We start from the raw sequence: 12,785 nt of genomic DNA, 5'->3' as shown, positions 1-12,785 counted from the left end.
GTACGCCGGGGGCGGAGGTTCCCATGGCCCGTCGCGTTGCGGCCCGCGGCCACCCCGATGGAGGGCAACACCCGTGATCCACACTGGCGGTGCGGTGCTGACCGCGCTCGGCCCGCTTGCGGCGAACTCGAACAGCAGCGGCGGCAGCTCGCTCGGCGCCTTCCTGCCGATCATCCTGCTCGTCGGCGTCTTCTACATGTTCATCATCCGGCCGCAGCGCAACCGCGCGAAGCAGGCCGCCGAGAACCGTCGCAACGTCGCGCCCGGAGTCGAGGTGCAGACGACGTTCGGGATGTTCGCGACCGTGGTCGCGGTCGAGGACGACGCGATCGTGCTCGAGATCGCGCCCGGCGTCCACTCGCGCTTCTCGCCCCAGGTCGTCGCCCGGGTGATCACGCCCGTCGACGAGGACGAGGCCGACGGGGAGCCCGAGACGGTCGACGCTCCGGCAGCGGAGGCGCCGGCGGACGAGGTCGCCCACGGGCCGTCCGCGGAGCAGTCGGCACCGGCGAAGGCCTGACCCGAGCAACCTGGTCCTGACGCGCGCGCGGGCAGCGACCACCGAGGAAGAAGGACGGCAGTGGCACCAGCGAACGCCCCGCGACCGTGGCGGGCACTGGCGGTCGTCGGCATCCTCCTCGCCGGGCTCTACCTTGCGGTGGGGCTGACCGGCGAGACGAAGCCGAAGCTCGGGCTGGACCTGCGGGGGGGCACGCAGGCGATCCTCACCGCGGAGACGACCGGCGGCGGCAAGGTGACGTCGTCGGCGCTGTCGAAGGCCGTCGACATCATCCGCCAGCGGGTCAACGGCATCGGTGTCGCCGAGGCACAGGTCACGACCCAGGGCAACGACCACATCGTCGTGGCGGTGCCGGGTGCCGGTCACGACGAGGTCGTCAACCGGGTCGGCAAGACCGCCCAGCTGCGCTTCCGCCAGGTGCTGGCCCAGGGCGCGCCTGGACCGACGACGGCGACGCCCCAGGTCACCCCGTCCGCCAGCGGTAGCCCCGCGACCAGCGCGACTCCGAAGACGAGCACCTCCGCCAAACCGGCGACCAGCAGCTCGCCTCGCGGTCGCGTACTCAGCGGCGACCTGCTCGCCGCCGGCAGCTCCGCCTCGCCGGCGCCGTCCGCGACTCCGACTCCGACGCCGAGCGCGAGCGCGGCTGCGAGCAACGGCAGCGGCGTACTGCCCAAGGACGCCACCGCGCAGGAGCTCTACGCCACCATCGACTGCACCAAGCCGAAGGTCCGCGAGTCGCTCGCCAATCTCGACGTGCCCGACAAGCAGATCGTCGCCTGCCAGCAGGACGGCAGCGCGAAGTACCTGCTCGACAAGGCCACCGTCCTCGGCACGATGATCAAGGGCGCCAGCGCGGTCCTCGGTCAGCAGGGCTGGGAGGTCGACCTCAGCTTCAACGGCAAGGGCACCTCTGCGTGGGGCAGGCTCACGCAGAAGGCCTACGACGCCGGTAGCGGCAGCCCGCAGAACCTCGTCGCCATCGTGCTCGACGGTCAGGTCGTCTCGGCGCCACGCATCATCAACCCGATCCTCGGCGGGCAGGCGCAGATCACCGGCAGTTTCACCGAGTCGGAGGCGAAGGACCTCGCCAACGTCCTGAAGTACGGCGCCCTGCCCCTGAAGTTCGAGCTCTCCAGCGTCTCGACGGTGTCGCCGACGCTCGGCTCCGACCAGCTGCACGGCGGGCTCATCGCCGGCGCGATCGGCCTGGGACTCGTGCTCATCTACTCGTTCATCTACTACCGGCTGCTCGGGCTTCTCGTGCTGTTCAGCCTCGGGCTGTCCGGCGGCCTGCTGTACGCCGCCACATGCCTGCTCGGTCACTCGATCAACTACACGCTGACCCTGGCCGGCATCGCGGGATTCATCGTCGCGGTCGGCATCACCGCCGACTCGTTCGTCGTCTACTTCGAACGCATCAAGGACGAGTTGCACGAAGGCCGCGCCACCAGTCTGCGCAGCGCCGTCGAACGCGCCTGGCCACGGGCGAGACGCACGATCCTGTCCGCCGACACCGTGTCGATCCTGGCTGCGGTGATCCTCTACCTGCTGTCGGTCGGTGGCGTGCGCGGATTCGCGTTCACTCTCGGCCTCTCGACGCTCTCGGACCTGTTCATCGTGTTCTTCTTCACCAAGCCGCTGATGAGCCTGCTCGTGCGCACCCGGCTCTACCGCACACCGCACCGCTTCTCCGGGCTGTCGATCGACCGGATCGGTCGCACCGCCCAACCGCCGCTGCGCGCGTCGCGGCCGACCGCGACGAAGGAGGCCTGAGGTGTCCCGGATCGGAAGCATCCCCGGCCGGCTCTACCGCGGCGAGCTGTCGATCGACTTCATCGGCCGGCGCAAGCTCTGGTACCTCATCTCGGGCAGCATCCTGCTGATCAGCATCGGCAGCCTGGCGATCCGCGGCCTCAACCCGAGCATCGACTTCAAGGGCGGGGCGGTGTTCTCGTTCCCCGCCCACGGCCACTCGCAGCAGTACGCACGCTCGGCCTTCGAGTCCGTCGGCATCACCCCGGAGATCGTCCAGTCGACCGGCGCGGGCAAGGACCTGCGGGTCGAGACCCAGACCCTCAACACCGGCGACGTCAGCAAGGTCGAAGACGTCCTGAACAAACGCTTCGACGTCAAGCGCGGCGACATCAACGTCGACACGGTCGGCGCGTCGTGGGGCAGCCAGGTCACCAACAAGGCGCTGCTGTCCCTCGTCGTGTTCCTGATCGCGGTGATCCTGTACCTGTCGATGCGCTACGACTGGAAGATGGCGCTGGCGGCGATCGTCGCGCTGCTGCACGACCTGCTGCTCACCGCAGGCATCTACTCCCTCAGCGGCTTCGAGGTCAGCCCCGACACCGTCATCGCGCTGCTGACCGTCCTCGGCTACTCCCTTTACGACACCGTCGTCGTCTTCGACAAGGTCCGGGAGAACACCGTCGGCCTCGCGGGCGGCAGCCGCATGACCTACAGCCAGGCCGCGAACCTCGGCGTCAACCAGACGCTGATGCGGTCGATCAACACCTCGATCATCGCGCTGCTGCCGGTCGCCGGCCTGCTCGGCATCGGCTCCGGCCTGCTCGGAGCCGGCTCGCTCGAGGACCTGTCGCTCGCGCTGCTCATCGGTCTGGCCGCCGGCGCCTACTCGTCGATCTTCATCGCCACGCCGCTGCTGTGCGACATGAAGGAGCGCGAGCCGCAGTTCAAGGCGCTGCAGCGCCGGGTCGCCAGCCGGCAGGCGAAGGAGACCCAGCGCGGCGACGAGCAGGTGGCCACCGGTGTCGCCGAGGCCGCCGCCGTCGCCGCCCCGGCCGCCGGCGCCGCCATGACCTACGACGGAGGCGGCGCCTTCCCCGACCGGCCGGTCAGCGCGCCGCCGCGAGCCTCTCGGCCGGCCGGCCCCGGCAGCCGGCAGCGGTCCAAGCGCCGCGGTGGCAAGAAGCGCAACCGGTGACCACCGGCACCCGGCAGCGACCCAGCACGCCGCTCGACCTGGAGGCGTGGCTTCGCGACCACGTCCGCGACATCACCGACTACCCGCGGCCGGGCATCGTCTTCAAGGACATCACCCCGCTGCTCGCCGACCACGTGGCGTTCGCGGGGGCGGTCGACGCGATCGTCGCCCACCACGGCCGCGGCACGGTCGACAAGGTCGTGGGCATCGAGGCGCGCGGCTTCATCCTCGCCGCACCCGTCGCCTACCACTTCGGTGCCGGGTTCGTCCCGGTCCGCAAGAAGGGCAAGCTGCCCGCGCCGACCTTCGAGGCGTCGTACGACCTGGAGTACGCCAGCGCGACCCTCGAGGTGCACCGCGACGCCTTCGCATCGGGCGACCGCGTCCTGATCGTCGACGACGTGCTCGCCACGGGCGGCACCGCCGCGGCGACCGCCGGGCTGGTCTCGCAGGCCGGGGGAGAGGTCGTGGGGTGCTCGGTGCTGCTCGAGCTGATGTTCCTCAACGGCCGACAACGGCTCACCGGGCTCGACGTCCACGCCCTGTTACAGGTGTGAAGAAATGGGCCGGGGGCGTCTCGTCGTTATCCTGATCAGGACTAGACGAGGAGCGGCCCGTGCCGACTGAACCGGCCCCGGCAGGCGCGCTTCGCGACACCACGGTCGCCGAGCCGCCGGAGCCGCTCGCGCCCGAGGAGCCCGCGCCCGAGGCCGCCGCGGCCGCTGCCGACATGGTGCCGGTCAGCGACACCGGCCTCCCGGAGGCCGCGCGTCGCATGCGGTCGCGCCTGGCGCGCCTGGGCGGCCCGAAGTCCGGTGGCACGCCGCCGGTGTTGGAGCCGCTCTTCAAGACCGTGCGCACCCACCACCCGAAGGCCGACCTGCGCATCGTGCAGCGCGCGTTCGAGCTCGCCGAGCGGTGCCATAACGGGCAGTTCCGCAAGAGCGGCGACCCCTACATCACGCACCCGCTCGCGGTCGCGACGATCGTCTCCGAGCTCGGCATGGCCGTGCCGACGATCCTCGCCGCGATCATGCACGACACCGTCGAGGACACCACGCTCACGCTCGACGACGTACGCCGCGAGTTCGGCGAGGAGGTCGCCGCGATCGTCGACGGCGTCACCAAGCTCGACAAGGTGAAGTACGGCGAGGCGGCGCAGGCCGAAACCATTCGCAAGATGGTCGTCGCGATGGCGCGTGACCCGCGGGTGCTGGTGCTGAAGCTCGCCGACCGCCTGCACAACGTGCGCACCCTGCGCTGGCTGCCCAAGGAGAAGCAGGACCGGATCGCGCGCGAGACGCTCGAGATCTACGCCCCGCTCGCGCACCGCCTCGGCATGAACACCATCAAGTGGGAGCTCGAGGACCTGTCGTTCGCAACGCTCTATCCCAAGCGCTACGAGGAGATCGTGCGCCTGGTGGCCGAGCGGGCGCCGTCGCGCGACACCTACCTCGCGTCGGTCGTCGACATGATCCAGACCGAACTGCGCGGCGCGAAGATCAAGGCCACCGTCACCGGCCGGCCCAAGCACTACTACTCGATCTACCAGAAGATGATCGTCCGCGGCCGCGACTTCACCGACATCTACGACCTCGTGGGCATCCGCGTGCTGGTCGAGTCGGTGCGCGACTGCTACGCCACCCTCGGCACGATCCACGCGCTGTGGTCACCCGTCCCCGGGCGGTTCAAGGACTACATCGCGATGCCCAAGTTCAACATGTACCAGTCGCTGCACACGACCGTCATCGGGCCCGAGGGCAAGCCGGTCGAGATCCAGATCCGGTCCTGGTCGATGCACCGCCGCGCGGAGTACGGCATCGCCGCGCACTGGAAGTACAAGGAGGACGGCGGGGCCATCGCCACACCGGCCAAGGGTGGCGGCGACTCCCAGGAGATGGCCTGGCTGCGCCAGCTGCTCGACTGGCAGCGCGAGACCAGCGACCCCGGCGAGTTCCTCGACTCGTTGCGCTTCGACCTGCACGCCAACGAGGTCTTCGTCTTCACGCCCAAGGGCGACGTCATCTCGCTGCCGCAGGGCGCGACGCCGGTCGACTTCGCCTACTCCGTGCACACCGAGGTCGGGCACCGCTGCATCGGCGCCCGGGTCAACGGTCGGCTCGTGCCGCTCGAGTCGACCCTGGAGAACGGCGACGTCGTCGAGGTCTTCACCTCCAAGGCGCAGACCGCCGGACCGAGCCGCGACTGGCTCGGCTTCGTCAGGAGCCCGCGAGCCCGCAACAAGATCAAGCAGTGGTTCGCCAAGGAGCGGCGAGAAGACGCGATCGACGAGGGCAAGGACGCCATCAGCCGGGCGATGCGCAAGCAGGGCCTGCCGCTGCAGCGGCTGCTCGGTGGCGACGCGCTGCCAACACTCGCGCGCGACCTGCGCTACCCCGACGTCTCGGCCCTGTACGCCGCGGTCGGCGAGGGCCACCTGTCGGCGCAGTCGGTGGTCGAGCGGCTCATGCAGTCGATGGGCGGGCGCGACGGCGCCGCCGAGGACCTCGCCGAGACCGCCGTACCCAGCCGCACCAGGCCCCGGTCGCGGTCGGTCGGAGATCCGGGCGTCGTCGTCAAGGACGTCTCAGACGTCTGGGTCAAGCTCGCGCGATGCTGCACGCCGGTGCCGGGCGACCACATCATGGGCTTCGTCACCCGGGGCAAGGGTGTGTCGGTGCACCGGTCCGACTGCGTCAACATCGACCAGCTGTCGGCGGAGCCGGAGCGGATCGTCGACGTCGAGTGGGCGCCGACGTCAGGCTCGGTCTTCCTGGTCGCGATCCAGGTCGAGGCGCTCGACCGCACCCGGCTGCTGTCCGACGTGACGCGGGTGCTCTCCGACGCCCACGTCAACATCCTGTCGGCATCGGTCACCACGACGCGCGATCGCGTGGCGGTGAGCCGGTTCACCTTCGAGATGGGTGACACCAAGCACCTCGGTCACCTGCTGCAGCTGGTGCGCACCGTCGAAGGGGTCTACGACGCCTACCGCGTGACCGGCGCCTAGCGGCCCCAGCCGGCTCTCCGTTAGCGCCGGGTCGTGACGTGATCGGCGCTCGCCGCGAGGCAGTTCGCGTGGCGTTCCTGGAACCGCACCAGGTCGAGCACCTCGCGGCCGTCGGCGACGGTCAGTGACTCGATGCGCTCGCCGCAGACCTTGCAGACCAGTGCCGGGGCGTCGGACCTGGCCCGGTCACGGACGTCGACGGCGTCGGGCGGCACCTGCGCGTCACCGTCACCGCCGGCCGGCGGGGATGCCGGGGCAGGGGGGAGCGGTGCGGGGGCCACGCAGTCATCGTGGCGGGTGGCGGTCACCAGGGGAACATGTCCCGACCATCTCCACCGAAACGAACGTCACAAACGGACCGAACAGCCACGCGTCAATGAGCCGTTCGGACCGGGGCGCCAGTGGGCACTGAGCGGTCATGGGTGACTTGCCGATTCTGCTCCTGGGTCTGGCGCTCGACGGGTTCGCCTGCTGGCTGTGGACGACCGCGCGCCGGGCTCCGCGCTAGGCGACGGTATGGGGTCGCTAGAAGGCGGGTGACCACTCCGGCCAACCCACCCCGTGGGCCATGGGTTCGGAGAACACCAGCGGGGCGCCCGTCCCCGTGGGCTCGGGGAGCGAGGCGGCCGGTTCGTCGAGGTCGACGTAGGCCAGCGAAAGCTCTTCAGGCTCGTCGTGCTCGCTCAGGCGCTCCGCCAGCTCGCGGGTGACGTGTGGCGGCAACGCCGACAGGGCCGCCCGGATCACGTGGCGGTAGGCGACGGGCCGGCCCCACTCGTCGCAGCTCAGCGACTCCGGGAACTGCTTGCGCAGCCGCGCGGTAAGCGCCTCGACCAGCGGGTCCGGATCGGACTCGTCACGCAGGTGCCCCGTCGTCGGATCTTCTTCCGGCAGCACGATGGCCGGCGCGGCATCGGACCGGCGAGTGCGCAGCACGTTCATGGGTCCCCCCTCCGGGAGCGACGGTTGCTGCACCAACGACGCGCGTCCGGATCGGGATACGGCTGCGCGTCGGTGAGGCCGGCGCCTCGCTCCTGACCGCCAGCGTGGCAAATCGACCAATGTCATGACAAGCGGTAGGAAAAGAATGACGGAGAGTGATCGGGCGGTCGAGCTGGGCGCGCTCTACGTGGCGGTCACCGTGACGTGGTCGAGGTAGACCTTCGCCTTCGGCGCGCCGTCGCCTGGGCCGTTCACCGGGTTCAGCCCGATCTTCATGATCTTGTCGAGGACGTCGAGCCCCTTGGTGATGTGCCCGACGACCGTGTACTGCGGCGGCAGCTGGCTGTCCTTGTCGACCAGGAAGAACTGGCTGCCGGTCGAGTGCGGCGCCGAGGTCTTCGCCATCGCCACGACTCCGCGGCCGTAGGTCGCGCCCTTGAGGTTCTCCTCCGGCAGCGTGAAGCCGGGGCCACCCTCGCCCGTGCCGGTCGGGTCGCCGCACTGCAGCACGGTCAGGGTCGCTGAGCTCGTCTCGCGATGGCAGAACGTGCCGTCGTAGAAACCCTTGCCGGCGAGGAAGTTCAAGGCGTTCACGGTGTGGGGCGCCTGCTTCGCGTCCAGCGCGACGGTGATCTGCCCGCACGAGGTGTCGAGCGTCATCGCATAGGTCTTCGCCGTGTCGATCGACATCGGCGGCTCCTTGGGCCACGACAACTTCTTCGGCGCCGCGGGTTTCGACCCGCCGCAGGCAACGGCCGCAGCCGCCGCGGACGGCGTCGGAGTCGGCGATGCCGTGGTCACCTTGTCGGTGCCACCGCCACCGGCGAGTACCGCTGCCGCTGCGCCCCCGCCACCGCCCACCACGAGGGCGACCAGGGCGATGATCGTGTTACGCCGGCGGTGACGGTGGCGAACCTCGACGCGCTGTGCCTGCCGGCGCTCGTAACGGCGCCGGGCGAGTTCGCGCTCGCGCTTGCTGCCGGGCACGGTGCTCCTCCGGGTCGACGCTGCAAACGGCGGCCAGTGTAGGGACGGCGTACGCCGTAACGGGTTCGCCGCCACGCGTGCCGCCTCGATAGGCTCATGACCGCTCCCACACCGATCCGCAGAAGAGGACGACCGTGCTCGTCGCCGGGTTCCCCGCCGGTCCGCCGGAGACCAACTGCTGGGTGCTCGCGCCCGCCGACGGCGAGGAGTGCGTGGTCATCGACCCCGGCATCGGGGCGGAGCGGGCGCTCGACGACGTGCTCGAGCGACACCGGCTCAAGCCGGTGGCCGTGCTGCTGACCCACGGCCACTTCGACCACACCTGGGCGGTCATGCCGGTCTGTGGCGCCAAGGGGGTGCCGGCCTGGATCGCGCCGGCCGACCGCGAGCAGCTGGCCGACCCGTGGACCAAGGTCGGCATCCGGCCGGGCACGCCGCTGTTCGGCCGGCTGGAGTGGGCGGAGCCCGACGACGTCCGCCTGCTGACCGACGGCGAGACCCTGACCCTTGCCGGCATGGACATCCGGGTCGACGCCGCCCCCGGGCACACGGCCGGCTCGGTCGCGTTCACGACCGACCGCGGCGGGCGGTTGGAGTTCTTCTCCGGCGACCTGCTCTTCGCCGGGTCCATCGGCCGCACCGACTTCCCCGGCAGCAGCGCGCAGCAGATCTTCGAGTCGCTCGCCCGCGTCTGCCTGCCGCTGCCCGACGACACCGTCGTACGCCCCGGGCACGGACCCGAGACCACGATCGGGCGCGAGCGGATCAGCAACCCGTTCCTGCTCGAGCTGGGTGCCGGGTCGCCGCCGACGCGGGGCCTCTAGATGCCGTTCAGCGCACCGAAGGGCACCTACGACGTCCGCCCGCCGGACTCCGCCCGCTGGCTCGAGGTTCGCGGCGCACTGCTCGCCCCCGCGCGGCTGGCCGGTTACGCCCTCATCGACACGCCGATCTTCGAGGACACCGCGCTGTTCGCCCGCGGTGTGGGGGAGTCGACCGACGTCGTCAGCAAGGAGATGTTCACCTTCACCGACAAGGGCGGCCGGTCGCTGACGCTGCGACCCGAGGGGACCGCCGGGGTGGTGCGGGCGGTCGTCGAGCACGGGCTGCACCACGGGCAGCTGCCGGTGAAGGTCTGGTACGCCGGGCCGATGTTCCGCCACGAGCGGCCGCAGGCCGGCCGCTTCCGGCAGTTCCAGCAGGTCGGCATCGAGGCGCTCGGTGTCGACGACCCGGCGCTCGACGCGGAGGTGGTGGCCCTCGCGGTCGAGGCGTTCCGCGGGCTCGGGCTGCAGCGGACCGAGCTGCTGCTCACCACGCTGGGCGACCGCGTCTGCCGCCCGGCCTACACGGAGCAGCTGCGGGAGTTCCTCGCCGGGCTGCCGCTCGACGCCGACACCCGCCGGCGGGCAGAGGTCAACCCGCTGCGCGTGCTCGACGACAAGCGGCCGGAGGTGCAGGCGCTGGTCGCCGACGCGCCGGCGCTCGTCGAGCACCTGTGCGAGGAGTGCCGGGTGCACTACGACCTCGTCCGCGCGCACCTCACCGACCTCGGGATCTCGTGGCAGGAGGCGCCGCGACTGGTGCGCGGCCTCGACTACTACATGCGTACGACCTTCGAGCTGCAGCACCCGCTGCTCGGCGCGCAGTCGGCGGTCGGTGGTGGCGGGCGCTACGACGGGCTGTCGGAGGCGATCGGCGGCCCGCCGCTGCCGGGCATCGGCTGGGCGCTCGGCGTCGAGCGCACGCTGCTCGCCCTCGACGCGGAAGGCGTCCATGGCGAGCCGCCCGCCCGGTGCGCGGTCTTCGCCGTGCCGCTGTCGGAGGACGCGCGCCGGTTCACGGTGCCGCTGATCGACGAGCTGCGTCGCGCGGGTATCCCGACCGACATGGCCTACGGCGGGCGCGGGCTCAAGGGCGCGATGAAGGCGGCGGACCGATCGGGTGCCGCGCTCGCGGTGGTCATCGGTGCCGAGGAGCTCGCCACCCGCGTCGTACAGCTCAAGGACCTGAGTACCGGTGAGCAGCAGGCCGTGTCCGCCGACGACGTCGTCGCGCAGGTGAGGAAGAGGTTGCCGTGATCCGCACGCACGAGGCGGGGACGCTGCGCCGCGCCGACGCCGGCACGCAGGTGTCGCTCGCCGGTTGGGTTGCGCGCCGCAGGGACCACGGCGGCGTGATCTTCATCGACCTGCGCGACGGCAGTGGCATCGTGCAGGTCGTCTTCCGCGAGGGCGAGCCGGCCGGCCTCGCGCACGGGCTGCGCAGCGAGTGGTGCGTGCGCGTGACCGGCGAGGTGCGCGAACGTCCGGAGGGCAACGCCAACCCGGAGCTGGCCACCGGAGAGATCGAGGTGGTCGCCGACGCCGTGCAGGTGCTCAGCGAGAGCGAGACGCCGCCGTTCCCGATCCACGGCTCCGACGCCATCGACAGCGGCGTCGACGAGCGGACCAGGTGGACCTACCGCTACCTCGACCTGCGCCGCGCCGGGCCCGCCCGGGCGTTGCGGACCCGCGCGCAGATCGTGTCCGTGATCCGCCGGGTGATGGAGCGGCACGGGTTTCTCGACGTCGAGACGCCCTACCTGACCCGGTCGACGCCGGAGGGCGCCCGCGACTTCCTGGTGCCGGTGCGGCTGCAACCCGGGCACTGGTACGCCTTGCCCCAGTCGCCGCAGCTGTTCAAGCAGCTGCTGATGGTGGCGGGTCTCGAGCGCTACTACCAGATCGCCCGCTGCTTCCGCGACGAGGACTTCCGCGCCGACCGCACCCCGGAGTTCACCCAGCTCGACGTCGAGATGAGCTTCCTCGACGAGGAAGACGTCTTCGCGCTCACCGAGGAGCTGCTCGTCGAGCTGTGGCGCGACGTGCTCGACGTCGAGCTGGCGACGCCGTTCCCGCGGATGACTTACGCCGAGGCGATGCGCCGCTACGGCTCCGACAAGCCCGACCTGCGGTTCGAGCTCGAGCTGGTCGACCTCAGCGACCACCTCGCCGGCACGGAGTTTCGGGTGTTCCAGGCCGAGCACGTCGGGGCAGTCGTCGTGCCCGGGGGCGCCGACTACACCCGCAAGGAGCTGGACGGCTGGCAGGACTGGGCTCGCTCCCGCGGTGCCAAGGGCATCGCCTGGCTGATCGTGCCCGCCGACGGCGGCGAGCTGCGCGGCTCTGTCACCAAGCTGGAGCCGGACCGGCTGGCGTCGCTGCCTGCGGCCGCCGGCGCGCGGCCAGGAGACGCGATCCTGTTCGCCGCCGGTCCCCGGCGTACGACGTTGGAACTGCTCGGCGCGCTTCGCCTGGCGGTGGCGCGCCAGCGCGGGCTGGTGCGCGAGGGGGAGTGGCGCTTCCTGTGGGTGGTCGATGCCCCGATGTTCGAGCCGGTGTCCGACGACAACCCGGCCGTCGGCGAGGCGGCGACCGCGCGCTGGACGGCGGTGCACCACCCGTTCACGGCGCCGACCGGCGAGTGGGCGGAGAAGTTCCACACCGACCCGGAGCACGCGCTCGCCCGGGCCTACGACGTCGTCGGCAACGGCATCGAGCTCGGTGGCGGCTCGATCCGTATCCACCGCCGCGAGATGCAGCAGCGGGTGTTCGACGTCATCGGGCTGACCCGCGATGAGGCGGAGAGCAAGTTCGGCTTCTTGCTGGAGGCCTTCCGCTACGGCCCGCCGCCGCACGGCGGGATCGCCTTCGGGCTCGACCGGCTGGCCGCGACCCTGGCCGGCACCGACGCGATCCGGGAGGTCATGGCCTTCCCCAAGGCGTCCAGCGGCGGCGACCCGCTGACCGGGGCGCCGACCCCGATCACCGCCCAGCAGCGCGCCGAGGCCGGGATCGACGTGATCCCGGACGAGGCGCCGCCGGACGAGAAGCGCTCGTGACGCGTTCCGAGGGGTCGTGCTCGTGACGCTGACCGTGCGGGCCGCGTCGCCGGACGACGCCGTCGCCGTCCACGCCGTCCATGCGGCCGCCTTCGGCCGCGACGCCGAGGGCGACCTGGTCGACGCCCTCGTCGCCGGTGGGCATGCGGCCTACTCCTACGTCGCTGTCGGTGATGGCACGGTGGTCGGCCACGCGCTCCTGTCACGCGTCACCGTGGGCGGTGCCGACGCGCTGGCACTCGCGCCCGTCGGCGTGGTGCCCGAGGTCCAGGGCAACGGTGTCGGGTCTGCCGTCGTGCGCGCGGCGCTCGACGCGGCCACTGCCGACGGGGCACGTCTCGTGCTGGTGCTCGGTGATCCTGCCTACTACTCCCGCTTCGGCTTCACCCGCGCCGACGAGCACGGCATCGAGACACCCGAGGGCTGGCCGCCCGCACACTTCCAGGCGCTCCTGCTGGGTGGCGCGCCGCCGCAGGGACGCCCGGCCTAC

The 12,785-nt window shown here is 71.3% G+C and carries 12 protein-coding genes; 9 read left to right on the top strand and 3 right to left on the bottom strand.

Translation table 11 applies throughout. The annotated features are described in order from the left end of the window. Positions 1–73 precede the first annotated feature (73 nt). From yajC to VFJ21_14850, 5 genes are all read left to right on the top strand, one after another. Entirely contained in the window at positions 74–520 is a 447-nt protein-coding gene (yajC, locus tag VFJ21_14870) for a preprotein translocase subunit YajC (GenBank protein ID HET7408403.1), read from the top strand. Between the two features lie 60 nt (positions 521–580). Then, positions 581–2,296, top strand: coding sequence for a protein translocase subunit SecD (gene secD, locus VFJ21_14865; protein ID HET7408402.1), 1,716 nt, complete (start codon positions 581–583; stop codon positions 2,294–2,296). 1 nt (position 2,297) lies between these two features. Further along, positions 2,298–3,473 carry a protein translocase subunit SecF gene (gene secF, locus VFJ21_14860; protein HET7408401.1) on the top strand — a complete coding sequence of 392 codons (1,176 nt, stop codon included), beginning with the start codon at positions 2,298–2,300 and terminating at the stop codon, positions 3,471–3,473. Then, on the top strand, positions 3,470–4,030 hold the full coding sequence (locus VFJ21_14855; GenBank protein HET7408400.1) for an adenine phosphoribosyltransferase: 561 nt from the start codon (positions 3,470–3,472) through the stop codon (positions 4,028–4,030). Before secF ends, VFJ21_14855 begins: the two co-directional genes overlap by 4 nt. A gap of 173 nt (positions 4,031–4,203) precedes the next feature. Next, entirely contained in the window at positions 4,204–6,483 is a 2,280-nt protein-coding gene (locus VFJ21_14850) for a bifunctional (p)ppGpp synthetase/guanosine-3',5'-bis(diphosphate) 3'-pyrophosphohydrolase (protein ID HET7408399.1), read from the top strand. 20 nt (positions 6,484–6,503) lie between these two features. On the opposite strand, the gene VFJ21_14845 is transcribed toward VFJ21_14850, so the two are convergent. The 3 genes from VFJ21_14845 to VFJ21_14835 form a co-directional block, all read right to left on the bottom strand. Next, the gene (locus VFJ21_14845; protein HET7408398.1) at positions 6,504–6,764 is read right to left on the bottom strand and encodes a hypothetical protein; all 261 of its coding nucleotides are present in this window, start codon (positions 6,762–6,764) and stop codon (positions 6,504–6,506) included. 244 nt (positions 6,765–7,008) lie between these two features. Further along, the gene (locus tag VFJ21_14840; protein ID HET7408397.1) at positions 7,009–7,425 is read right to left on the bottom strand and encodes a hypothetical protein; all 417 of its coding nucleotides are present in this window, start codon (positions 7,423–7,425) and stop codon (positions 7,009–7,011) included. 183 nt (positions 7,426–7,608) lie between these two features. After that, positions 7,609–8,412, bottom strand: coding sequence for a peptidylprolyl isomerase (locus tag VFJ21_14835; protein ID HET7408396.1), 804 nt, complete (start codon positions 8,410–8,412; stop codon positions 7,609–7,611). A 134-nt stretch (positions 8,413–8,546) separates the two neighbouring features. On the opposite strand from VFJ21_14835, the gene VFJ21_14830 reads away from it, so the two are divergent. From VFJ21_14830 to VFJ21_14815, 4 genes are all read left to right on the top strand, one after another. Beyond that, on the top strand, positions 8,547–9,236 hold the full coding sequence (locus tag VFJ21_14830; protein HET7408395.1) for an MBL fold metallo-hydrolase: 690 nt from the start codon (positions 8,547–8,549) through the stop codon (positions 9,234–9,236). Next, on the top strand, positions 9,237–10,493 hold the full coding sequence (hisS, locus tag VFJ21_14825; protein ID HET7408394.1) for a histidine--tRNA ligase: 1,257 nt from the start codon (positions 9,237–9,239) through the stop codon (positions 10,491–10,493). Further along, entirely contained in the window at positions 10,490–12,295 is a 1,806-nt protein-coding gene (gene aspS / locus VFJ21_14820) for an aspartate--tRNA ligase (protein ID HET7408393.1), read from the top strand. Before hisS ends, aspS begins: the two co-directional genes overlap by 4 nt. A 22-nt stretch (positions 12,296–12,317) precedes the next feature. After that, positions 12,318–12,785, top strand: a 468-nt coding sequence (locus VFJ21_14815) for an N-acetyltransferase (protein ID HET7408392.1), incomplete at its 3' end; no start/stop codon positions are given.

This window comes from Mycobacteriales bacterium (assembly GCA_035690485.1).
Taxonomy (GTDB): Bacteria; Actinomycetota; Actinomycetes; order JAFAQI01; family DASSKL01; genus DASSKL01.
Note: the sequence above shows the minus strand (reverse complement) of the source record. Positions and strands in the feature narration are given on the sequence as shown.